Raw genomic sequence first — 24,037 nt, 5'->3', positions numbered from 1 at the left:
AAATGCAGGGATTAATTATAAAATCAACCGGAAGCTGGTACCAGGTGCAACTACCCGATGGCAAGCGTATTGACTGCCGCATAAAAGGGAAGTTTCGCACAATGGGCATTGTTACCACTAACCCCCTGGCTGTTGGCGACATCGTAGATTTTGAAATGGAGCCCGACCAGGAAACCGGCGTAATTACCAATTTACAACAACGTAAAAACTACATTATCCGCAAATCCATCAACCTGTCGAAACAGGGGCAAATACTTGCTGCCAATCTCGACCAGGCTTTGCTGGTAGTTACGCTCGCTTCACCCCGCACGTCATTAGGTTTTATCGACAGGTTTTTGGTAACGGCCGAGGCATACGATATCCCTGCCAAACTGATTTTTAACAAGCTGGATCTGTTTAGCGATGAAGGCCTTGAAGTTTTGGCAGATTATAAAGCAGTCTACGAAAAAGTAGGCTATCCCTGTTTTGAAGTATCGGCCCTGGAGGGAACCAATATTGACCAGGTGCAGGAATTACTCAAAGATAAAGTCACCCTATTTTCCGGACACTCCGGCGTGGGCAAATCGAGCCTGATAAACGCTTTATTGCCCGACCTCGACCTGCGCACCCACCAGGTATCCGACTGGAGCGACAAAGGCATGCACACTACCACCTTTGCCGAAATGTTTGAACTGCCGCAGGGCGGTTTCATTATAGATACCCCCGGTATACGCGAACTCGGTATTATCGACATAGAAAAACAGGAACTAAGCCACTTCTTCCCCGAAATGCGCGACCGGATGAACCAATGCCGCTTTAACAACTGCCGCCACATTAACGAACCCGGTTGTGCCGTGCTTGAAGCCGTGCAGGAAGGCGAAATCGAACTGTCACGCTATGAAAGTTATTTGAGTATTTATAACGGAAATGATACGAGGGCGTAGGTTAGTGATTATATGCTGGAGTTTAGAGGTTAGTTGAAAATTAGCAATAAATATGAGCTATAACACATTTAGCATAATTACAGCGGTTGATGGAACCGGTGATTATACAAAATTACACACCGACATTAGCAACCTGTTTCCGCAGGCAAAAATCCGCCAGGTTATACATCCATTCAAAGGCATTGTAGGACAAATTGACCTTAAGGAGATAGACAGGGAAGAAATTGACGACATACTGGAGAATAGTCCGGCTGCAATATCGAAGCTGAACCCTGAAAAAAAGATCGCTTTTGTAGAGGTGGATTGTTTTGGGGGCCAATGCACTTCTGAAGGGAAGGTTATGCTGGCCGGGGAAGTAATCCTCGATGAAGAAATTGACCATATAGCACATGTAAAACTGCTTAAATTAATCAGCGACAACTATCAAACCTGGCACTTCGAACCTTTTACCCGCGAGTATTTTGAAAAAAAAGGAGGCATCTGGGGACAAATTAACGACGGGCCGCTAAAGTTTTTCGGGTTGGGGCTGGCAGTTGCTTACAAGGACAATCCTCTATTCCGGGTTGATATGACAATGAATGAACTGCTGCTGCAAAAGTTTGGGAAATTTACATTGTACCTGATGGAGCCGTTGGAAAACACAATAAAGGTATTAGGCTCGGTATATGATGATTCCGAAGAATCCCTGGATGAAATAACCGCGATAATCAACGAACACATTTTATATACCAAAGCGTACGTATTTATTGAATTGATTGACAAAGACGAGTTGATCAAACTTAACAACTTTGGCGAAGACGGGTTTCGCGAGTCGCTTTACAGGTTTAAGGCATTTAATGAACAAACCTTCCCCGCGACAGGAAACACCGTGCCGGTTAATCCCCCCGGACCGAAGCGGCAGCGAAAGGACGTTGAAGAAGATGAAGAAGGACCGACCAAAACTTTTTGGGAAACGGTTAAATGGTTTTTTGGAAAATAAGCAACTGCGATAAATCTTTGGCTGATTATTTACCGGTAACAACGGAAGGCAAGAATCAAGAAAAGAAGTTTGTTTGTATTTTTCATCCTTAATTCTTGACTCCCGTCGGTTTTATTCTATGCTAGCGCTTTCTTAAAATCCTCCAGCAAATCATCCAAATCCTCAATACCTACCGATAGGCGAATCATTGAATCAGATATCCCCATCTCGGCCCGTTTAGCAGCGCCCAACTCGTTAAATATGGTATGTGCAACAGGAATAGCCAGCGTACGGGTATCGCCCAGGTTGCTCGATTTAATAACCAGCTTCAGTTTATTTAAAAACGCAAAACAATCAATGCTGTTATCCAGTTCGATACTCATCAACCCACCGAATTTGTAAAATAGCTCGTCTGCCAGTTTATGTTGCGGGTGCGATTCTAAACCCGGATAGTATACCTTTTTAATTAGCGGGTGCCCTTCAAAAAAAGTAGCCAGCGCCATCGCATTGCTGCAAGCGCGTTCAAGCCGCAAGGCCAATGTTTCGGATCCCACAGAAATTGAGTGGGCAGCTTCGGGCGCCAAAGTACCACCGGCATCACGCAGACCTTTTTTGCGAATTTGGGTCATTCCCAAAACTTCGGGCTTAACCTGGGTTTTAAAGGTTGGGAATATGTTAGGGAAATTGCTCCAATCAAATAAGCCGGTATCGGTCACACTGCCGCCAAGCGCATTGCCATGGCCACCAATGTATTTGGTCAATGAGTTAATAACAAGGCTGGCTTTTACATCAACCGGTTTAAAAATATAGGGCGATGTCATGGTGTTATCAACCACGTAGATGATCCCTTTTTGTTCGCATAAGTCGCCGATTTGCTTAAGGTCGGCAACCTGGGTAGCAGGGTTGGCAATGGTTTCAACAAAAACTAAACGGGTATTATCTTTTAGTTCAGCTTTAATATTATCGACAGATGTAGCATCGGTAAAAGTAATATCCAGCCCCATATCCATAAACGACTGAAACACGCTTCGTGTATTTCCAAACAAAAAGGAACTCGCAAGCACATGGTCGCCATGCTTAATCAGCGCCAAAATAGTTGCCGATATTGCCGCCATCCCGGTTGAAAAAGCGATGGTAGCCATGCCATTTTCCATATTAGTAACCTTGGTTTCCAGCGCAGTTACAGTAGGGTTTCCCTGGCGAGAGTAAGCATACCCTTTCTTTTTATTCTGGAAAATATCAACCAGGTCTTGCACATCGTCGTAACCATAAGTTACAGCAGTATGTATGGGTTTGTGTAATGCACCGTGTTCGGGTTTGCCTAAGCGGTCGGAGTGAAGTATAGTAGTAGTGAAGCCTCTTTTAGTAGTCATGATGGGCGCGAATTTCACGAATTTATTCGAATTTCACTAATTGAATAACCAAAGGATATGAAAATTGGACGGAACTTTTACATTATTTGCCCCGTTACGGTTTAATTTGAACTGATTGCGGCTAATTCGTGAAATTCGAATAAATTCGTGCCAATTAGTGTTTAATAATTTATGAGAGCTGTTATACAACGGGTGACCCAAGCAAGCTGTAAAGTAAATGACGAAATAACGGGCGAGATAGGCTTAGGTTTTTTGGTATTACTTGGCATTGAAGATGCCGATACAGACGATGACCTGCAATGGCTGGCCCAGAAAATAGCTAACCTGCGCGTATTCAGTGATGAAAACGGGTTAATGAATAAAGCCCTCGCAGATGTTGATGGTGGCATTTTATTGATATCACAGTTTACCATATTCGCTCAAACTAAAAAAGGAAACCGGCCATCGTTTATAAGGGCTGCAAAACCGGAGAAAGCCATACCTATGTACGAGCAAATGATAAAAACCATGACTGAACTTACTGGTAAAAAAGTGGAAGCCGGAATTTTCGGCGCTGATATGAAAATCAGCCTATTGAATGATGGGCCGGTGACTATTATTATGGATACGAAGGATAAGGACAACCACTAAAACAAAATACACGAATTTCACGAATTAAGGCGAATTTTACGAATTGAAATCGGAAGAGAGGTTTATAATTTAATTTCATGAGCTAAAAACATGATTGGTGAAATTCGAATAAATTCGTGTAATTAGTGCAGAATTTTATGGCTGAAATATTATTTAAAGAGGAATCATATAAAATTATTGGAGCTTGTTTCGAAGTGCATAAAATACTGGGGCATGGTTTTAAGGAAGCGGTTTATAAGGATGCACTGGAGCTTGAATTAATGAGATTAGAAATTCCCTTCGTGAGGGAAAAGCTGTATACTATTATATATAAAGAGCAAAAACTAAAACATTACTTTGTCGCAGATTTTGTTCTTTATGACACTATCATTCTTGAGATAAAAATCGGGAGCTACATTGGTGATTCTTATATTAAACAAACGCTGAATTATCTTAAAGCATCAGGCCTTCGACTAGGTATTGTTATAAATTTTGGAAAGTCGTCGCTGGAATCTCAACGTGTAATCTTTTAGGTTGCAGCTTTATGCCAAAATAAATCAGGAGCTCATTCAAATTTGTTTTTTAATTCGTGTAATTCGAAATAATTCGTGTAATTAGTGCTTATATGACTATTGAAGAAGCACAGCAACTGGTTGATAACTGGATAAAAACAACCGGTATCCGCTATTTTAACGAACTTACCAATACCGCCATCCTGATGGAAGAAGTTGGTGAAGTTGCCCGTATTATGGCAAGGCAGTACGGCGAGCAATCGTTCAAAAAATCGGATACGGAAGTGAACCTGGCTGATGAAATGGCCGATGTGCTTTTTGTGCTGATTTGCCTGGCTAACCAAACAGGGATTAACCTTACCGACGCACTGGAAAAGAACCTTCAAAAGAAGACCATTCGCGACACCGAAAGGCACCGGAATAATGAAAAATTAAGGTAAATTTTAATCTTTTGTCATTGCGAGGAACGAAGCAATCGCATACTATATAGGGCGGATAGAATTGGGTAGACTTGCATTGACGGTTGTGAATGCGTGCGATTGCCGCGCTCGTTCCTCGCTCGCAATGACAAAATTTATTATTGTAATTTAATTAACCGCTCCCCGTCCAGCACTGGTATTGCAGTTGTTAAATCAACCTGCAAACAAAATTCTATGTCTTTTTCAATGCCCAGGGCTTTGAGGCGTTCGCTGTGCGACGTTTTTTTGAGGTATTGGCTGATGTCATCTTTACCTGTTTGGTAAAGGTCGTTTGCGGCGATGGCGGCATCATCGAGTTTAAAGCCGGAATGTTTTAGCTGTTCAACTACTGCGCCGGCAAAAAGGGTATCTTCCAGGTTGAAGTTATTTTTCCAGCCGGCACATACCAATAGGATATTTTCATTCTGGGTTTTAAGCCAGTTGCAAATAGCAGTAAGATTTAAAAACGAGCCGATAACAACCCGCCTTGCAGCACGTGATAAATGCAGCGCCTGCGTACCATTGGTAGTGGTTAACACAATGGTTTTGCCTGCAACTTTTTCGGCAGTGTAGGAGAATGGCGAATTGCCGAAATCAAACCCGGTAACCACCTCGCCGTTACGTTCGGCGGCCAGCAGGTGGCCATGCGGGCGATAGCCCTCACATTCTTCAATTTCAGATACGGGAATTATAGCCTCCGCCCCGTTTTCAATGCCGTAGCAAATTGATGATGTGGCCCTGAAAATATCGATGATAACCACCACATGTTTTTCCACATCGTAAAGTGGGATAAGAACAGGGGTGAGGCAGACATTTAAGTCATTAGTCATTGTGTCATTAGTCATTAGGTGAACTGAAAAATTGTTATCGGTCAAAGCCAACAATGACGAATGACCGATGCCCAATGACTATTTACGCAAACGGCGGTTTTACAATCTTTGCTTTAATCTTGTTATCGCGAATGCTGATGAATATTTCAGTGCCTTCTTTGGCGAATGCTACATCAACATAACCCATGCCTATGGCTTTTTGCAGTGATGGAGACTGTGTGCCCGATGTTACGCGGCCAATGTTGTTGCCATCGGCATCAACAATAGGATAATCGTGGCGGGGAATACCGCGGTCGATCATTTCAAAACCAACCAGTCTACGTTTCAGTCCTTCGGTTTTTTGCTGCTGCAGGGCAGCCGAGTTGTTAAATTCTTTGCTGAATTTGGTTACCCAACCCAGGCCGGCTTCAAGCGGCGAAGTAGTGTCGTCAATATCGTTACCATAAAGGCAAAAGCCCATTTCCAGGCGTAAGGTATCACGTGCTCCCAGGCCGATTGGTTTTATACCGAATGATTTACCGGCTTCAAAAATGGCGTTCCAGATGTGCTCAGCATTGGCATTTTCAAAATATATTTCAAAACCGCCGGCGCCGGTGTAGCCTGTTGCAGAAACAACTACGTTATCGATACCAGCAAAAGTTCCTTTTTTAAAGGTATAGTATTCCATCGAGGCCAGGTCGATATCGGTTAAGCTTTGCAGAGCGGCCGCAGCTTTTGGACCTTGTATAGCTAAAAGTGAAGTGCGGTCGGATATGTTTTTCATATCGGCGCCCATCGTGTTGAATTTTGATATCCAATCCCAATCTTTATCAATGTTCGACGCATTAACTACCAGCATATAGGTTTTTTCGTCAATACGGTAAACCAATAAATCGTCAACTATGCCGCCGTCCAAATTGGGCAGGCAGCTGTATTGCACTTTACCGTCATATAACTTGCTGGCATCATTACTGGTAACCTGCTGTATAAGTTCTAAAGCGTGGTCGCCTTTGATGATAAATTCGCCCATGTGGCTTACGTCGAACACGCCAACGCCGTTGCGTACGGTTTCGTGTTCTGCATTAATGCCAACATATTGTACGGGCATGTTATAACCAGCAAACGGCACCATTTTGGCGCCTTCTTTTATATGGACTTCGGTTAAAGCGGTGTTCTTCATGAATAAATTAATATGGGGGCAAAAATAACACGATTTACGGATTTAAAGGATTTATAAGATTTTTTATTGTGAGGCAACATCTACTGCAAAATGCTTACACCGGTTTTGTTGCGTATGCTGCAGCACTTGCATGATCCCTAACCATGCTGATCGATTCGTAAAAGTGCACCAGTTTTTTGGTTACCTCGTTTGCGTCGTGCTGCTCTTCCATCAGCCTGCGCGCATTTAAACCTATATTTTTGCAATAGTCTTCGTCGGCAATGCAGATTTTTATCGCATCGTAAAACTCTTCGTAATCATTAGCTATCAGTATGTTTACGCCGTTTTCGTAGTTGATTCCTTCTGCACCCAGCGATGTAGATATTATACATTTTTGCATCGCCATTCCTTCTACAATTTTTACGCGCATACCCCCGCTCGACAGCAGCGGCACAATCATAATCGATTTGCTGTTTACAAACTCCAGTGCATCATCTACCTCGCCCTGTATAAATATTTTACCCATTACCTCGTAATCATCAAAACGTTCGGGGATATCATTGCCGGCCACGTAAAAACGCACGCGCAGGTCGCCATCGGTCAAGTCTTTGGCAAAATTGTCCAGGAACCACTCAATACCTTCGCGGTTTGGCAACCAGTCCAGCGAGCCGAGGAAGAAAAGGCTGGGAAATTCCGTCTTGTTAAAATCGGGCCTGTAGTTATCCAGGTTAATACCAACGGGCAATACTTCAATTGGCACTTTGGTGCCATATTCAAGCAGGGTGCTTTTGTCCTGCTCGGTAAATACAGCTATTCCGTTAAAGTTGTTAAGCTGCTGCAACTCGTAGTTTTTTATACGCTTGGCATGCATCTTAAGGTACGACTTTTTAAAAGGGTCGCTTTTTTGTTCCGAAAGGCGGTGCCATATCTGGTTTTCGATGTTGTGCGAACGGTAAATAAGCTTTGCCTTTGAATGTTTGCGTACAGATGCCAGGTAAAGCGAAACCAGCAAACCCTCAAACTGGATAATGTCATAATCCCGGTTCCGCAATTCGCGGATGAGCAACTTTTCAAACTCGGGGTCGTAATATTTATCAATATTAAACGATGTTTTGCTGAACAGGTTGGTGGCCACGTCAAACACTGATACGTTGATATCGATATCGTAAGCGCGGTAATTTATTTTGGAGAGAAGGGCATTATCATCCTCTGAGTTTTCATGGTGGTTTTTTCGGGCATTAAGGGCCACCAGCGAAACTTCGTGGCCAAGGCTCACCAAACCGCGCACAGTATTGCAGACTACTATGGGGTAACCGCCATTTTGCGGAAACGGAACACGATGGGTTAAAATAAGTATCCTCAATGCCTGAACGCTGTTTTTAACAAAAATATAAAAAATGAGCAACCGGAATCGGTAAAATTAACCCTTAAGTGCTTTTTTGGCGGAAATATTACAAAAAATGTAAAACTGGACCGGGATTAAGCGGATTATCGGGATTTAATTGGATGCGTTCATTTATAAAATTCAAATCCGGTAAATCTTTTAATCCTTCAATCATGGTCTCAAAAGAGTTCCAACTGCGGGTCTGTTACCCTAAAGGTTCGCCTGTGATAGGGGGTGTACCCAATTTTCATAACCGTTTCCCGGTGCTTTATGGTTGGGTAGCCTTTGTTTTTGTGCCAGTCGTACTCGGGGTGCTCTGCAGCAATTTGCTTCATATAGTCGTCGCGGTAGGTTTTGGCTAATATTGATGCTGCCGCGATGCTGAAGTATTTGGCATCACCCTCAACTATGCATTGATGCGGCAGGTTTTTGTATTTATTAAAGCGGTTACCATCAATAATTAAAAACTGGGGGTTCAAGTGTAGTTTCTCAATGGCCCTGTGCATGGCCAAAAACGAAGCGTTCAAAATGTTGATGGCATCAATTTCAATATTATCAACAACACCAACGGCGTGTGCAATGGCTTTTTGCTCAATTTCAATTCGTAGCTGATATCGTATTTCTTCGGTTAGCTGCTTGGAATCATTTAGTAAATCGTGCTCAAAATCATCCGGCAAAATTACAGCGGCAGCGAATACCGGCCCAGCCAGGCATCCGCGTCCGGCCTCATCACAGCCAGCTTCTAAAAATTCGAGTTGATATCTTGAAAGAAGCATAGTTATTGTTGGAAACGTTGTAAGGGTTGTAGTTGTTGTAACTGTTGAAAAGTCTCCATCGTGTGGAGTAAGTTTTACTGTACTTAAAATATCCTTAACGTTAACAACGTCACATCATCAATCGGTTTACCTTTTATAACCAGGTTAATGTGGTTCATCAGCAACTGATTAAAATCGTTGGGCGGCAGGTTCCCGTTAGTTTTTATGAACGACTGCAAACTTTCTTCCGTCCAGTGTTTATTAGGGTGCTCATGGTCCATCAGCCCGTCGGTATAGTTTACAATCATGGTTCCGGGCTCAATGTCAACTTCGCCCTGGTTTATAAAGGGGAGATCGTCAAAAACGCCTATCATGGTTGTGCCCAATTTTAACAGAATATTTTCACCGTCCAGGTGCATAACGGTGGCATTATGGCCCGCATTTATGTAGCTAAGCTTGCGCGTTTTTTCGTTGTATTTGGCAATAAACAGGGTGATAAAACGCTCGCCTTTGGTGTTGTTGATTACAATCTTATTCAGCTTGTCAACAATGTTCGTCAGGTCTTCTTCTACAGCGGCCCATGCATGTAAGCTTGCCTGGAAGTTGGCCATCAGTAACGCTGCAGATATTCCCTTGCCCGATACGTCGGCGATGCACCATAAAAACTCATGGTCGTTCAGGCGGATAAAATCAAAATAATCGCCGCCGATATTTTGGTGAGGAATATAACGTGCACTTACCTCAACACTATCATCTTTGTAAGCTTTTAGCGGGATAAGCATGTTTTGCACCTCAACAGCAAGTTCCATTTCGCGTTGAAAACGCTCGGATTGCAGTCTTTCGCGAAAAAGTTTTTTATTCTCCAGCGCAACAACAATAACGTTTATAACTGTTTGGATAAAATTAAGGTCGTTATTCAACAACTCGCTCGACGGGTTGAAATCGCCTATTAATGCAAAAGCTAACGCCTTTTTTTTATGGTAGATAGGGATAAAATAATCGTATTTGCCAAGCAATTGATCCTCGTGGTTAGCCAGCGGAGTTGGCCATTTAAACTTCTTTAGCTTGAGGCATGAACTATGCAATTCGCTAACGGGTTCTATATCACCACCGTATTTAGACATCAGGATATAACTGCCGTCCTTTTCAATCAAAAACCTCAGCTTGCCAACCTGCAGGTAACTCTTTAATATCACCTGCAACATTTGCAGCAGTGTTGAGGTAGCCGTATCTTTATTAATAGCCTGTGTTACTTCAAGTAAGGCATTTAATTCGGTTTGCCTTTTAAGCAATAATCGTATTAATTCGTCCTCGGCCGAGATATCGTCAATATTCTGCATTAGTTAATTAGAAAGGCAGCCTAAAATAAAGATATTTTTTTTAAAACCGGGTACTTTGTGATTTTATATCGAAAGCATCTCTCAAACCAACCGTTACCAGGTTAAATGCATAAACCAGCAGCATAATAGCAAGGCCGGGTATAATGGCCAGGTAGGCCGAGTCCATTACAATATAACCATAATGTTCTTTTATCATACTGCCCCAGGTAGGCATGGGCGGCTGTGCACCAAACCCGAGGAAGCTTAGCCCGGCTTCGAGCAATATTGCCGATGCGAAGTTTGATGATGCCAGTACTAATATTGGGCCTATTATATTTGGTAAAATATGTTTGCTGATAATCCGTGCGTTATTAAAACCTAACGAACGCGCCGCCTCAATATACTCAACCTGTTTAAGGCTTAAAACCTGCCCGCGGACAAGCCGCGCGACCTCAACCCACATTGACAGGCCAACGGCAATAAATATTTGCCACAAGCCTTTGCCCAAAGCAAACGATATGGCAATAACCAGCAGCAAGGCAGGAAGCGCCCATAAAATATTCATTAGCCAGCTTAACGCGCCATCAATCCATCCGCCAAAGTAGCCGGCAACGGCGCCAATGGTTACCCCCAAAAGCATGCTGATGATAACTGACATCAAGCCAACGGATAAAGACACCCTGGTCCCTAAAATTAGCCTGCTTAATAAATCGCGGCCATAAATATCTGTACCGAGCCAGTAGGTGCGATGAATAGCCCCCCAGCCCCCGCCAGCTGGCGGGGGAGTTTTGTACGCTTTTTTTTCAGGCTTATCTTCGGTGCCTATGTATTCGCTAACATAAATTGAATCGCCCTTAACATGATAACCGGTTATTGGAATTTCTTTATAAAAAGAAGGCTGACCAAACAGCATTTTGCTGAAAATATTTACCGTATCAACGGGCTCAGTTTTACGCAGGCGAAGTATGGTGAATTGCGAGCCTGGCTTTTTTATGCTGAGCTGAATGGTCATGTTATTGGCCAACGGCGTTTGGTCGGGCATTATGAGGTAACCCAATATGGCAACAATCAGCATAAAAATAATTAATACGAGCCCGCCAACGGCAATTTTATTGCGTTTAAACACTTTCCAGGTGCGTTGCGAAGGGCTAAGATCAGTCAATTTGTATACGGATGTTGTTATTGCTAAAGATAGTGAGTAGTTGATTAAGTTGATTAGGTGAGTGGTTGATTAAGTTGATTATGATATTTGGCTGATTGTTGTCTGAATCAAAAATGACTGATTTAAAGAAGCCATAATTCCGGATGCATTGGGACTATTCAACCTAATCAACTTAATCAACCATTCACTTATTTCACCAGCCTTCCCTTCCACACATACTTCCCTTTGTTACCCAGCAGGCCGATGTAAACAAAATAGACAATATACAACGGTATGGAAATTGGAAGGACTACCATTAAACGGCGGCGCCTGAAAAATTTAGTTACCGGCCAAAGCAGGGCAATTTCGGCTAAAAACACGGCGAGAAACTGCAAGCCGGATACTTTTAAATAATAGATATCATAAAGCCCTAAAGCCAGGTTTGCCAATACCGACACATTGAATAACCAAAGACCAACCACCAGCGCCACTACCTTTTTGTCTTTATACTTAACCGACTTTGACGCCCAGCGGCGCCTTTGTTCCATAAAGCTTTTCAGGTTGTGCTTTGCATGGGTAAATACTATCGCATCATAATGTTTTAAAAAGCCGATTTTGCCGGGGTAGCGCGCGGCCACTTTTTGCAGTAGTAGTTCGTCGTCGCCTGATGCCAGATCATCAATGCCTTTAAAGCCACCAACTTCGTAAAAAACATCTTTACGATAAGCCAGGTTGGCACCATTACAGGTTGAAGCATGGCCATTGCCTATAAATGCTCCACCGGTTGCTATAAGCGAGTAAAACTCCAATGCCTGCATCCGCTCGAACAATGATTTTTCCTCGAAATAGCTAACGGGCGATGATATCATCAGCGGTTGCTCCTCTTCGTAATACCCAACTATCGAGGACAGCCATTTGCTACCCATCCGGCAATCAGCGTCTGTGGCCACCATCAATTCACCGTTTGACAGTTTGATGGCTTCGGCAATCGCCTTTTTTTTGTAGGAATTTAAGGGTTTGTCTTCATTTAGCTGTAAAAGCTGCACACCATCGGTTGCATAACTGCTTATAATTGCTGATGTACGATCGGTTGAGTGGTCGTCAACTATTATAATTTCTGTAAGATGTTTGGGATAGTCCTGCGCTAAAATATCCTGGATGGTAAGGTGAATACTTTCCTCCTCGTTACGCGCGGCTATCATCACAGTTACCCTGGTGGTAAACCCTGCAAGTTTAATACGGGGGCGTTTAATTAGGTTCCACCCGATTACCAGGAAGATCACAACGCACAGGAACAAACCGGTGAGCAGGAAGGATATGGTACTAAGAATTACGATCAAAAAACTTTAATTTAAAAACAAATATAGATCCTAAAACAGCAGGAATAATCATGTTGGTAATATAGATAAGGGAAAAGGCAACTAATATGGCAATATGCTGGTTTGTAACATAGCTAAATATCCTTACCGAAATAACCCCGCGCACACCAATATCAATTAAGTCTAACGATGGGATGGCCGACTGGACAAAGAAAAAAACAAACATCAGCAACGACATTTGATAAAGCGGGATCTGCGGGATAAGCAGGTGGATGATAAGATAATACTGAAAAGTAAAAGTAATAAATCGGGCCAGGCAAAACCACATAATGTTTAGCAACTGCGTAGTTTTGTAAGTGCCCATTATATCAAAAAAACGATGGTATTTATGAAGGAATTTTACCCGGTTAAGCAACGATACCATCCATTGGATATTGAAATAAAACGTAAGCATTGTGGCCATAACCACCGCAGCAACCACTGTTGCCCCTACCATGATCCAGTCTTTTGGCTGAATAAAAGTGTAGAGGAACCAAACCGATGCTGCCGCACCCAAAACGTTAGTGATTACATTTTGTCCGAACGAACCAACCGCCATTGCAAATACACCGTGAATGCGTTTACGGTTTGGCAAAAACATTACACGACCGCCGTATTCGCCAATACGGTTCGGGGTAAATACCGCCCAGGTTAGCCCGCAAAATACTGCCTCGATAGCCTTCCACACCGACATAGGCGACAGCCTACGCGTTAGATGCCACCACTTTAACGACTCCAGTACCCAGTTAACTACCATCAGCAATACCACGGCAATCAAGGTAAAAAGCACCTTGTTGTAAGTTACATGTGCAACCAGCCGCTCAAAATTGACTATGTTGTCGTGATTTTTTAAAATGCGCTGATATATGTACCACGCGGCAAATACAAGTATGCCAAACTTCAGAAGGTAGGACAGTAATTTTTTAGCGCGGGCAGTCAAAGGCAGAAATTTTGTGCAATGTTAGGGAATGATTTCGGATTTCGGATGTTCGATTTCAGAATTGTCATATTTCGGAATTCGGAGCGTCAATTTCAGAATGGGAAATTCTATCTAAATCCAACCATCAATCCCCTGTTTTCTAAATCCGAAATCGAACATCCGAAATCCGAAATTCCGCTATTTCATCCTCGCTTTTAAAAACGCAATACTTTTTCCATAGGCTGCGGTTGTTGCCGGGCTGTTATAGGCCGGGCTGCTGGGGTTGGCAAAACCGTGGTCGGCATCGTATTGGTTGAGGTAGAGTTTTTTGCCTGCGGTTTTCATATCGGTCTCAAATTTGGCCACTACTTTGGTGTTTATCCATTGATCCTTGTTGGCAAAGTTCCCCAGTACGTCGCAATTTAATGCTTTAAGTGCTGCAAGATTCTGTTCGGGCATACCATAATACATTACGCAACCGGCTGCTTGTTTGCCGGCAAGCAACGTGGTTTGTAAGCTCCAGCCCCCGCCGAAGCACCAGCCGATGGTAGTAATATGCGCCTTTGCCCCAACGTAAGCAATGGCACCATTAATGATGGCTTTTGCGCGATCTTCAGTTACACCTTGCATGTATTTGCCGGCATCCTGAGGGGTAGTAGCTACTTTGCCATCGTAAAGGTCCATGTCTATTACGTTAACATTGCCCAGGTCGGTGTAAATTTTTTCTGATTCCTTCTTCACCCAGTCGTTAAGGCCCCACCATTCATGTACCACCAGCAGGTAGTTATTGGTTGGATTTTTCGCCTTAAATTCAAATGCATTGGCGGTTTTGCCATCTGATGTTTTGTAGGTAATGGCTTTACCAATGTTGCTTTGAAAATGTAAAGGCAACGGCTTTTTGTGTGCCATCACAAATTTGTTACTGGCAGCCAGCATGGCGAATTGTTGAGTGGCAGGTAATGGCCCGTGGCAAACAACCGCTTTTTTGGATTGGGCGAAAGTTAATGCTCCGCAAAAAAGGAGGGTGGTTAAAAGTAAAAGCTTTTTCATGTTTTATTTATAGTGATTTTATTGTTTATCGAAATGAATGTTAAAGCAACCAATATCAGGTTAAATTTGTTTTGAAATATACATGCTACGGTAATTTTTTTCTGCCTAAATTGTGGAATCATGCGGTTGCCTGCATCTTATCAATATGAAGAAAAAACTTACCTTAATTATACTGCATTTAATATGTGCAGCAAAACTATTTGCACAGCACGATGCGGTGCGCGAGGCCATCGACAGGGCAACCGACAGTATACAAACAGAGGGCAAAGCTTTGTACCGTTCTGAATGGGCATCGTGGTATGGGACGGATGTTTTTTTGGAGAAATGCCCGGCTAAAAAGGCGCTATCCGGAGGGTACTTTTCCTATGAAACAAGTGACCAACTTGTAAATATATTTTTTTCAAATGGTGATAGCCCGAAAGTTATAGCAACAATTTCCTTCGGTAAGGATTTTAACCAGGATAATTATAAACTTGACACGGCCGAAAGAAATTTAACAAATATTGAGCGGGATTATTATAATATAAGAACAGTGGCATTTAAACGCGCGATTAGCGACACTTCCTTTAAGCACTATAAAAATACCGGCTTGAACGTGGTGCCATTAATTCAAAAAGACGTTAAGAAAGCGTATATTTTGACAAGCCCAAAAGCAAATGGCATTGTTATTTTTGGCAACGATTATTTAATAAACTTTAATAATGTTAACGAAATAACCAGGATAAAAAGCCTGCATAAAAATATTATTTATACACAGGCCAAAGCCGATACCGGAAGCGCCATTACTACGGCTTATCACACGCATCTTAAAGAATCGGGTGATTTTATGAGCGCTACCGATATATGTACTTTGATGCTTTACGAAAAACTGACTACCTGGAAACAGCACTATGTTATTTCGAAAAACGACATTTCCATCTGGGATTGTGATAAAAATGAACTCGTTATTTTGACAATGGAAGCCTGGAATAAAATTAATGCCGACAAAAAATCACGCCACCCGGATAAACAATAACGTATTGAAATTTATAGAACCCGAATTTATAACTTACAAAAAATTTAATGACGTTGTCTTGGCCAATGAACTTGCTGAGCTGTTGGATGCTAATGACGTAAAGTATTTTTTAGAAGAAGAAGCGCCTTCCTTTGATCCATCGTTTTCATACGCACATACAAAAGAGTATACCGTGAAAGTAATGCCCGGTGATTTTGAGCAAGTAAACGAGTTGGTAAAGGAAAACGCAGAAGAAAACATCCGCGAGGTAGAAAGTGACTATTACCTGCTAAGTTTTACTAATCAGGAGTTGATGGACGTGATCACAAAAGCCGATGAATGGAACGCTTTTGACGTGCAACTTGCCCGTAAGTTGCTTGCTGAAAGGGGAAATGCAATAAGTGACGATGAAATTGAGGTAATAGAGGAGAAGCGGATTGAGGAATTAAAGGTAAATGAACCATCGCAGGCGGGCTGGATTGTGGTGGGATATGTTTTTGCAGTAGTAGGTGGTATTTTAGGTTTCTTTATCGGTTGGCACCTTTGGACCTACAAGAAGACACTGCCAAACGGCGAGATGATTTATGCATATTCAGAAAGCAACAAGCGGCAAGGCAAAATCATTTTTTATTTGTCGTTTGTTGGTTTAGCCGTTGCATTTGTTTATAAATTATTGCCTTTGTTTACGGGCGATAATTGACTTATCCCGCCGCAGGTGTCTCCGCAGACCGCTGTACGGCAGCGTAGCGGCTATAATTCGCGACTATATTTAACCTTTCTGATAAATAGTAATGTTGTCTCAACCTTAACAGTAACTCTTTTTGTTAAATCGCCGGATTTATAAAAAACATAGAAAAATATATCGATCGAAGGCGAACCGCCAGTTGAAACAATTGGAGTAAAAGTCCGTTTATCTTCCCCTTTGAAATCTCCGGATCCAAAAAGGTTTATAGCTCTATAGTTGACGTAAACTAGCCCTTTTTGATTTAGAGTTGGTTTAACATACTTTCTTATGGCTCTTTTTATCAATAAATAAAGGATGCCAATGTTCAGTGCTATTATTAAAATAAACATAAGCACCACTAATGAACCGGCAAAAAAATTCATTACGCAATATACAAAATCATAGTCTTTATCTCTTGTCGCCAGTGTCTTCCAGGCGACCGCTTGGCAACGGTTTATAAATCACGGATACTGGGTTGTTTTTCTTCCCTCTTTACTCTCTTTCCCGGCTTTCGTCCTATTTCAATATCTCCTTAATATCATCAAACGATAGAGACTTAATAAAACTGTCCTCGGTAGTTATCAATGCGCGGCTAAGGCTTAACTTCCGCTGTTGCAGCGCCAGTATTTTTTCCTCAACGGTATCTTTGGTGATGAATTTATAAATGAATACGTTTTTGGTTTGACCAATACGGTGTGTACGGTCGATGGCTTGTTGCTCAACTGCAGGGTTCCACCATGGGTCGAGGATGAAAACATAGTCGGCTTCGGTTAGGTTGAGGCCTACGCCGCCAGCCTTTATCGATATTAAAAATACCCGCGTTTTTTCATCTTCCTGGAACTGTTTTACTACGTCACCGCGGTTTTGGGTGCTGCCGTCAAGATAGGCGTAAGGTATTTTTTCGGTATCAAAATACTCGCGGTAAATATTTAATTGTTTTACAAATTGCGAGAAGATGAGTACTTTATGATTGCCCTCAAGCACCGTTGCCAGGGTATGCACCACGTTTTCAAACTTGCCCGAGTCGCCTTCATATTCCTGGTCAATCATTATGGGGTGATTGGCAATCTGGCGCAGCTTTATCAGGCCCTGTAGAACCTGTATCTGGGTTTTGGCAAAGGTGCCATCCTCCAGGCTTTTCAGCAACTCGTTGCGGTATTCCGATTTTACCTTTTCATAAACTTCAGCCTGTTCTTCGCTCATCTGGCAATAAAACAAGTTCTCAATTTTCGGCGGAAGCTCGGTGGCTACCTGTTCCTTGGTTCGGCGTAAGACAAATGGCTTTATTAGTGCCTGTAGTTTGCGGGCTTTGTCTTCGTCCTTCTTCTTTTCAATGGGTGTTACAAACTCGTTTTGGAAAAACTGCTGTGCGCCAAGCAAACCGGGATTGATGAACGACATCTGCGTCCATAGATCGTTGACCGAATTTTCGACCGGCGTGCCGCTCAATATCAATTTAAACCGCGATTTTAGCTGCTTTACCGCCTGGAACGATTTTGACGAGGGGTTTTTGATGTTCTGGCTTTCATCAAGTATCACATAGTCGAAAAAGTAGGCCTTCATCAGCTCGATATCGATACGGCTGATACCGTAAGTAGTGATCACCACATCGTAATTGGCAAACACCTCCGGCGATTTATAGCGGAACGTGCCGGTATGTACCATCAGCCTTAATTGTGGCGTAAACTTTTTAGCCTCGGCCAGCCAATTGTATATCAGCGAAGTCGGCATTATTACCAGCGATGTTGCTTTGCCGCCTGCCGCTTCCGTATCTTCTTTATGCTTTTGTAGCAGGGCCAGCGTTTGTATGGTTTTACCCAAACCCATGTCATCTGCCAGGCAACCGCCAAAGTGGTAGCTCTTTAAAAAATGGAACCAGTTGTAACCGGCTTTTTGGTATGGGCGCAGGTTGCCCTCGAAATTTTGTGGCAGGCAGATATCTTCCAGCTCTTCAAAATCAAGAAGCTTTTGCAACTTGCGCGTCATGGTAACGCTGGCCATTTCGCCTTCGGCCAATTCATTAACCAGGCCGATGTGATGGCGGCGCAACTTAATATCGGTGCTGCCATCGCTAAAATGCAACAGGTTGCCATACTGCGAAAACCATTTTTCTGGGATAATAGCAATTTCGCCAGATGGCAATAGAAACTCCTTCTTGCGGTTAAGGATATGATTTTTTAGCTGGATAAACGGAATGGCATACGAACCGAAATAGACCATGGCCTCGATATCAAACCAGTCGTTATTCTCTTTAACAGTAAGGTCGATTTTGCTGGTGCCGAAAACATAGCGCTTTTGGCTGCCGGAGTCCGGCTGCTCAATTTCAAATCCTTCTTTAATTAATTCATCATAGTGCTGGTTTATCCATTCAAAAACGGAAAAGGAATGGTCGGCATCTTCATCGTTATTATCAACTTCCAGGTTTTTAAACAGCGAAGAAGCTGTTTTTAGACCCAACGATTCCAAATGGTTGAATTTATTTTTCTCCCAGGTAACCGACCGTTTAATACGGTGGAAGGTATAATCATCACCATTGCGCTCCATGCGCACCGAGATAAGCCGCTCATCCCCGTAAGGGAAAACATACCCGGCATACTTAAAATAAAGCTGCAGCTGCGATGTGCCACCCTCCATGTAAATGGGCTTTAAAACCGGCCGGGCATCATATTTTTCGGTGTTGATGGTAAAGCCCTCGGCATACACATGATGTTTCTCGATCAGCGGCGCCACAAATTTTTCGAAGTATGACTGCTCCGACGATTTTGGGATAGCAATGTACCGCTTGTTTAAAAACGGCACCAGCTTTTTACCTTCAATTTCCTTTTCAAAATGGTAAAGGGTATCGTCCAACAGCATCCATGCAGGGTGGTTACAAATAACCTCGGCGTTTTTAAACATAAACTCGATACGCAAACCCTGGTATTTAATGGTAGGGAAATACCGTATCTCGTCGTCGCCGCGCCTGAAATGAAACAACACTGTAGCAACTTCAGTGGCTATCTGTACTTTGCGCTCGGCGGGGTAACCCTCTTTGCTCATTTGGTACAATGGCTTGTCCTTTAGTAATGCCAGGGCTTCGGCCATGCGCTTTTCTATTTTAGAGCGAAGGGTATCAAAAAGCTGTTCGTTAAATATCTTGGTAAAAAACTCAAAGGGGCGGATCGGCTTTTTATAGAACTTTTTTATCAGGTTACCCTGTTCCATCTCCTCCAGTATCTTAATCAGCTTTATATCGATATCATCGATACAGTGTGCAAATTCTTTGGCTGTATTGCTGAATAAACGCTGGTGGGTAAGGGAAAATTCGCCGTTTGGATTTAGTTGAACTATGTGTGGTTCAATTACATACGATAAATACTCATGCTTTGCTATGGCATAAATTATCTGGCAAGGCTTGGTACTATCAACACGTAACATAGTTCTATTTAATAAAAAATTAATAGAAGCTACATCAACAAAAAATTCAAACGTAAACAGAATTTGTTTGAAGTGGAAATGTTTTTTGGGAAATAGTTGTTAACAGTGGGGGTTCATGGTTCATTGTTGATAGTTCATGGTAGCTGCGGATGGAGGTGAAATGAAATTCGAAGGTTATATTGCCTGGCCTTTCGTTTTTGTTAATTTTACTATTATTTATCATTGAAATACATGTCCCTGGAAAATACATACGCCGCAGCAATAGCCCAAATTAAAACCGAAATTGAAACAATCAGGTTAAGGGCCGCTATTTCTGTTAACCAACACCTGTTAATGTTGTATTGGAAAATCGGCAATATAATTTTGGAGCAGCAAAATACTGAAGGTTGGGGGACTAAAGTTATCGAGCGATTATCAAATGATTTACGACGGGAGTTTCCTGATATGAAGGGTACCTCGGCGCGGAACCTTAAATATATGAGGGCTTTTGCCGACGCTTATCCTGAATTTATGCAACCAATGGTTGCACAATTGAAGATTGACGAAAATTCAATTGTGCAAGTGCCGCTTGCACAATTAGAAAGTTCCGCAATTGTGCAAGGGCCGCTTGCACAATTAGAAAGCACCTCAATTTTGCAAGTGCCGCTTGCAAAATTGACATGGTACCATCACATAACTCTTATGGACAAGGTAAAAGATAGTGATGAACGTATTTTTTACATTAAAAAAAGCGCAGAAAATGGTTGGAGCAGAAATGTCCTCGTTCACCAAATAGAAAATAAATTATACCACCGACAAGGAAAGGCGGTGACAAATTTCACCCAAACCTTACCGTCATTCCACAGCGATTTGGCTAAGGAGATGTTGAAAGACCTTACAAATTTGATTTTTTAAACTTATCTGAAGAGTATTTCGAGAAAGACCTTGAAGATGCGCTGGTAAATCATATCACCAAATTCCTGTTGGAATTAGGCGCCGGTTTTAGCTATGTTGGCAGGCAATACCATTTAGAAATTGGCGGAGACGACTTTTACATCGATTTGCTGTTTTACCATCTGAAATTAAGAAGCTACGTGGTTATTGAACTTAAAACTGGCAAGTTTATACCGGAATATGCCAGCAAGCTTAATTTTTACCTGAGTGCGGTTGATGATTTGATGAAGCATAAAAGCGATAATCCCACGCTCGGAATTTTGATATGCAAGGAACGGAATAAAGTTGTGGCTGAATATTCATTACGGGATATTAACAAACCTATAGGAATTGCTGAGTACGAACTAACCCAATCGATACCCGAGAATTTTAGGGGAAGCCTGCCAACTATTGAAGAAATTGAAAATGAGTTGGAAAATAATAAAACCGAATAACATACCTGTTAGTCAATCTCAACTTCCCCTTCAAACACCCTCACCGCAGGCCCTTCCAAAAATATGCTTTCAAATTTTTGCCCGTCGTAATCAAAGTGGATATTCAAATCGCCGCCTAAAGCCTTTATGGGGGTGTTGATGTGGCCGGTTTGGTTATTGTGTTTGGCCATGGCAAGTGCAACGGCTGTTACGCCGGTTCCGCAGGCAAAGGTTTCGTCTTCAACGCCGCGCTCGTAGGTACGCACAAAATAGCCATCGCCGGATGGTTCAACAAAGTTTATGTTGATGCCTTCTTTGCGGTAAGTATCATTATTGCGGATGGCGCGGCCCTCCTGGTAAACGTTTTTATCTTTCAGATTATCGGCAAGCGTAATGTAATGCGGCGAGCCGGTGTTAAGTACATAGGCCCCGTTATCGCGCTTTATAGTGTCTACATCAATCATTTGCAGGCTCACCCAGTCGCCACTTGCTGAAATTTTGGCATAATGGGGGCCGTCAACTGCCAAAAAGTTTGTTTCCGTGTCAATTATACCCAGGTGTTTGGCAAAGGCCACAATACAGCGGCCGCCATTGCCACACATGCTGCTTGGCTGGCCATCGGCATTGTAGTAAACCATCTCGAAATCATAGCCTTCCAGGTTTTGCAAAAACATCATACCGTCGCCACCGATGCCGAAACGGCGGTCGCATAAACGGGCAATAAGCCCCGGATTTTGATGGTTTACAGCATTGTCGCGATTATCAACCAAGATAAAATCGTTGCCCGCCCCCTGGTATTTATAAAAATGTATTAACACGGTATTTAATTGCTACAATGAATAATTAATATGCAAATGTGCGGATGTTTTGTAACTTAATTAATCATCTGCACGTCAATACATTTACGTATATGAATGTATCGGCTTATTGTTTTGTTAATTTTAACAAAATTTAACAAAAATACATATAACTTAACATTGGTTATAACGTCTATATGGTATTAAATTTGTTTCACAGAAAAATAACATCAAAAGAAAAGTGATAATATGAAACCATCATGAGTTGCCGATAAAAACAAATCAAAACAACTCATGATAGCTTCATCACCATTAAAAAACAATTAGAAAGATGAAAAAGTTTGGTTTAACATTATTGACTGCCTTTGTTGGCGGGGCCATGGCTTTAGGTGCGTACAAGGTTATTGAAAACAAGTATGCCAGCAACATGAGCTTTGAGGATAAACAAAAGGTTTATTACGCAACAAGTAATCATTTAACTCCATCAACTTCGGCAACTAACCTGTCATCGGCAGGGCAGGTTGACTTTACCGAAGCTGCAGCAGCTGTTACCCCTGCGGTTGTTTATATCCGCACTACCTACGCGAGTCAAAGCGATCAGCAGGAAAGCCAGATGCAAAAAATGTTTGGCGAAATGTTCGGTCAGCGCGTGCGGCCATCCGGTCCGCAAATGGCTTCTGGCTCGGGTGTAATTATTTCTCCGGACGGATACATCGTGACCAATAACCACGTTGTTGATAAGGCCGAGAAAATTGACATCGTTACCAACGACCATCAAACCTACCAGGCCAAAATAATTGGTACCGACCCGAACACCGATCTGGCGTTGATTAAAATTGATGCCCACAACATGCCAATTGTAAAATTAGGCAACTCAGACAATGTTAAAGTTGGCGAATGGGTGCTGGCAGTAGGTAATCCTTTTAAATTGACATCGACCGTTACAGCCGGTATTGTTAGTGCAAAAGGCCGTGGTTTAAATTTGATAGGTAACGAAGACGAGCAGGAAAACCCTTTCGGTCGTACCCAATATCAAAGCCGCCAACCACGCACCAATAAAGCTATTGAGTCGTTTATTCAAACCGATGCTGCCATTAACCCCGGCAACAGCGGTGGTGCGTTGGTAAATACCAACGGCGAACTGATCGGTATTAACTCCGCGATTGCATCGCACACAGGTTCGTACGAAGGCTATGGTTTTGCCATCCCCATCAACCTTGCCAAAAAGGTATTGGATGACATCCAAAAATTTGGCACTGTAAAACGTGGCTACCTGGGCTTAACTTTTGCTGAACTTAACCAGGACAATGCAAAGGACTATAATGTAAGCCGCAACTTCGGTTTGTATGTTAAAGATGTAATGCCTGCCAGTGGGGCCGAAGCTGCCGGCGTAAAAGGCGGTGATATTATCACCAAAATTGAAGGCAATACTATTTACGAATCATCAGATTTGCAGGAGCGCGTTGGTCGTTTAGCCCCTGGCGATAAAGTACATATTACCGTATTGCGTGATGGTGCAGAGAAAAACCTGGCTGTAACGCTTAAGGCCGATGCCGGTACGCCAAAAATGGCGGCTAGCAAATCGGGCGAAGAGTTATTTAATAAAATAGGCGCAAGCTTTACGCCGCTGAATGCTGCGCAAAAAGCTAAGTTCCATGTAAGCAATGGCGTGCTGGTTACCCAGGTTAGGGAAGGTGGCTTGTTTGATAACACCGAAATACCCGAAGGCTCGGTAATTACCCAGATTAACAGGCAGCCTATTGCTACTGTTGATGACCTTGATCGTGCGTTAACCAACCCGCGCAATGGCATATTGGTAATATCAGGCTTATCGCCTGATGGTACCAAATTGAGAGTTGCGTTGCAGGTAGAATAATGATTTTATATTGATTGAATGGAAAGACCCGGCCGTGCGCCGGGTTTTTTGTTTTTCGAGAGTAGTTTTCCCCGCCAAAATGTATCAGTATTCCCCACTTTTGTATAAATCCGTCTGACCGGGCCGCCATAGATTTGCTTTATAAATTAACAAGTA

Annotated in this window: 22 protein-coding genes and 1 pseudogene; 10 read left to right on the top strand and 13 right to left on the bottom strand. The window is 42.6% G+C overall.

Annotated features, from left to right (window positions below; translation table 11 throughout):
• Nucleotides 1-2: 2 nt before the first annotated feature.
• Entirely contained in the window at nucleotides 3-923 is a 921-nt protein-coding gene (gene rsgA, locus Q0R52_RS04510; RefSeq protein ID WP_295792563.1) for a ribosome small subunit-dependent GTPase A, read from the top strand.
• Between the two features lie 52 nt (nucleotides 924-975).
• Complete coding sequence (locus Q0R52_RS04505; protein WP_295792561.1) at nucleotides 976-1,902, top strand: hypothetical protein; 927 nt, start codon at nucleotides 976-978, stop codon at nucleotides 1,900-1,902.
• Nucleotides 1,903-2,018: 116 nt separating this feature from the next.
• Here the strand turns inward: Q0R52_RS04505 and Q0R52_RS04500 are convergent, their stop codons facing one another.
• Entirely contained in the window at nucleotides 2,019-3,254 is a 1,236-nt protein-coding gene (locus Q0R52_RS04500; RefSeq protein ID WP_295792560.1) for a cystathionine gamma-synthase family protein, read from the bottom strand.
• A 171-nt stretch (nucleotides 3,255-3,425) separates the two neighbouring features.
• Here Q0R52_RS04500 and dtd point away from each other — a divergent pair, with 171 nt between their 5' ends.
• The 3 genes from dtd to Q0R52_RS04485 all read left to right on the top strand — a co-directional run bounded on the left by dtd (nucleotide 3,426) and on the right by Q0R52_RS04485 (nucleotide 4,815).
• The gene (dtd, locus tag Q0R52_RS04495) at nucleotides 3,426-3,884 is read left to right on the top strand and encodes a D-aminoacyl-tRNA deacylase (RefSeq protein ID WP_295792558.1); all 459 of its coding nucleotides are present in this window, start codon (nucleotides 3,426-3,428) and stop codon (nucleotides 3,882-3,884) included.
• 137 nt (nucleotides 3,885-4,021) lie between these two features.
• Nucleotides 4,022-4,396: a GxxExxY protein gene (locus tag Q0R52_RS04490; protein WP_295792555.1), complete on the top strand. Its 375-nt coding sequence runs from the start codon at nucleotides 4,022-4,024 to the stop codon at nucleotides 4,394-4,396.
• Between the two features lie 92 nt (nucleotides 4,397-4,488).
• The gene (locus Q0R52_RS04485; RefSeq protein ID WP_295792552.1) at nucleotides 4,489-4,815 is read left to right on the top strand and encodes a nucleotide pyrophosphohydrolase; all 327 of its coding nucleotides are present in this window, start codon (nucleotides 4,489-4,491) and stop codon (nucleotides 4,813-4,815) included.
• A gap of 137 nt (nucleotides 4,816-4,952) precedes the next feature.
• On the opposite strand, the gene Q0R52_RS04480 is transcribed toward Q0R52_RS04485, so the two are convergent.
• The 9 genes from Q0R52_RS04480 to Q0R52_RS04440 all read right to left on the bottom strand — a co-directional run bounded on the left by Q0R52_RS04480 (nucleotide 4,953) and on the right by Q0R52_RS04440 (nucleotide 14,727).
• Nucleotides 4,953-5,678 (bottom strand): 2-phosphosulfolactate phosphatase, encoded by a 726-nt coding sequence (locus tag Q0R52_RS04480; protein WP_295792551.1) that lies wholly within the window; start codon nucleotides 5,676-5,678, stop codon nucleotides 4,953-4,955.
• Nucleotides 5,679-5,745: 67 nt separating this feature from the next.
• Nucleotides 5,746-6,822 (bottom strand): glycine cleavage system aminomethyltransferase GcvT, encoded by a 1,077-nt coding sequence (gene gcvT / locus Q0R52_RS04475; RefSeq protein WP_295792549.1) that lies wholly within the window; start codon nucleotides 6,820-6,822, stop codon nucleotides 5,746-5,748.
• Nucleotides 6,823-6,916: 94 nt separating this feature from the next.
• Entirely contained in the window at nucleotides 6,917-8,164 is a 1,248-nt protein-coding gene (locus Q0R52_RS04470; RefSeq protein ID WP_295792548.1) for a glycosyltransferase family 4 protein, read from the bottom strand.
• Nucleotides 8,165-8,364: 200 nt separating this feature from the next.
• The gene (locus tag Q0R52_RS04465; RefSeq protein WP_295792547.1) at nucleotides 8,365-8,961 is read right to left on the bottom strand and encodes a ribonuclease HII; all 597 of its coding nucleotides are present in this window, start codon (nucleotides 8,959-8,961) and stop codon (nucleotides 8,365-8,367) included.
• A gap of 83 nt (nucleotides 8,962-9,044) precedes the next feature.
• Nucleotides 9,045-10,280 (bottom strand): PP2C family protein-serine/threonine phosphatase, encoded by a 1,236-nt coding sequence (locus tag Q0R52_RS04460; protein ID WP_295792545.1) that lies wholly within the window; start codon nucleotides 10,278-10,280, stop codon nucleotides 9,045-9,047.
• Nucleotides 10,281-10,320: 40 nt separating this feature from the next.
• Nucleotides 10,321-11,421 carry an ABC transporter permease gene (locus Q0R52_RS04455; RefSeq protein ID WP_295792543.1) on the bottom strand — a complete coding sequence of 367 codons (1,101 nt, stop codon included), beginning with the start codon at nucleotides 11,419-11,421 and terminating at the stop codon, nucleotides 10,321-10,323.
• Nucleotides 11,422-11,609: 188 nt separating this feature from the next.
• Nucleotides 11,610-12,740: a glycosyltransferase gene (locus Q0R52_RS04450; RefSeq protein ID WP_295792542.1), complete on the bottom strand. Its 1,131-nt coding sequence runs from the start codon at nucleotides 12,738-12,740 to the stop codon at nucleotides 11,610-11,612.
• Complete coding sequence (locus Q0R52_RS04445) at nucleotides 12,724-13,698, bottom strand: hypothetical protein (RefSeq protein ID WP_295792540.1); 975 nt, start codon at nucleotides 13,696-13,698, stop codon at nucleotides 12,724-12,726. Before Q0R52_RS04445 ends, Q0R52_RS04450 begins: the two co-directional genes overlap by 17 nt.
• A gap of 177 nt (nucleotides 13,699-13,875) precedes the next feature.
• A complete protein-coding gene (locus Q0R52_RS04440; RefSeq protein WP_295792538.1) occupies nucleotides 13,876-14,727 on the bottom strand; it encodes a dienelactone hydrolase family protein in 852 nt (283 codons plus the stop codon).
• 145 nt (nucleotides 14,728-14,872) lie between these two features.
• On the opposite strand from Q0R52_RS04440, the gene Q0R52_RS04435 reads away from it, so the two are divergent.
• Together Q0R52_RS04435 and Q0R52_RS04430 are read left to right on the top strand one after the other, a co-directional pair.
• Entirely contained in the window at nucleotides 14,873-15,742 is an 870-nt protein-coding gene (locus Q0R52_RS04435) for a hypothetical protein (RefSeq protein WP_295792535.1), read from the top strand.
• On the top strand, nucleotides 15,705-16,421 hold the full coding sequence (locus Q0R52_RS04430) for a hypothetical protein (protein ID WP_295792533.1): 717 nt from the start codon (nucleotides 15,705-15,707) through the stop codon (nucleotides 16,419-16,421). The genes Q0R52_RS04435 and Q0R52_RS04430 overlap by 38 nt, the downstream gene beginning before the upstream one ends.
• 50 nt (nucleotides 16,422-16,471) lie before the next feature.
• Here Q0R52_RS04430 and Q0R52_RS04425 read toward each other — a convergent pair whose 3' ends face one another.
• The gene (locus tag Q0R52_RS04425) at nucleotides 16,472-16,828 is read right to left on the bottom strand and encodes a hypothetical protein (RefSeq protein ID WP_295792531.1); all 357 of its coding nucleotides are present in this window, start codon (nucleotides 16,826-16,828) and stop codon (nucleotides 16,472-16,474) included.
• Nucleotides 16,829-16,961: 133 nt separating this feature from the next.
• The gene (locus tag Q0R52_RS04420; RefSeq protein ID WP_295792529.1) at nucleotides 16,962-19,862 is read right to left on the bottom strand and encodes a DEAD/DEAH box helicase; all 2,901 of its coding nucleotides are present in this window, start codon (nucleotides 19,860-19,862) and stop codon (nucleotides 16,962-16,964) included.
• 231 nt (nucleotides 19,863-20,093) lie between these two features.
• Between Q0R52_RS04420 and Q0R52_RS04415 the strand changes: the two genes are divergently transcribed.
• Nucleotides 20,094-20,756 (top strand): DUF1016 N-terminal domain-containing protein, encoded by a 663-nt coding sequence (locus Q0R52_RS04415; protein WP_295792527.1) that lies wholly within the window; start codon nucleotides 20,094-20,096, stop codon nucleotides 20,754-20,756.
• A gap of 35 nt (nucleotides 20,757-20,791) precedes the next feature.
• Nucleotides 20,792-21,229: pseudogene (locus Q0R52_RS04410) on the top strand (DUF1016 domain-containing protein); the annotation flags it as partial.
• A gap of 8 nt (nucleotides 21,230-21,237) precedes the next feature.
• Here Q0R52_RS04410 and dapF read toward each other — a convergent pair.
• Nucleotides 21,238-22,026: a diaminopimelate epimerase gene (gene dapF, locus Q0R52_RS04405; protein ID WP_295792525.1), complete on the bottom strand. Its 789-nt coding sequence runs from the start codon at nucleotides 22,024-22,026 to the stop codon at nucleotides 21,238-21,240.
• A 310-nt stretch (nucleotides 22,027-22,336) separates the two neighbouring features.
• Between dapF and Q0R52_RS04400 the strand changes: the two genes are divergently transcribed.
• On the top strand, nucleotides 22,337-23,881 hold the full coding sequence (locus tag Q0R52_RS04400; RefSeq protein ID WP_295792523.1) for a Do family serine endopeptidase: 1,545 nt from the start codon (nucleotides 22,337-22,339) through the stop codon (nucleotides 23,879-23,881).
• Nucleotides 23,882-24,037 lie beyond the last annotated feature (156 nt).

It is taken from the genome of Mucilaginibacter sp. (assembly GCF_025359345.1).
Taxonomy (GTDB): domain Bacteria; phylum Bacteroidota; class Bacteroidia; order Sphingobacteriales; family Sphingobacteriaceae; genus Mucilaginibacter.
Note: the sequence above shows the minus strand (reverse complement) of the source record. Positions and strands in the feature narration are given on the sequence as shown.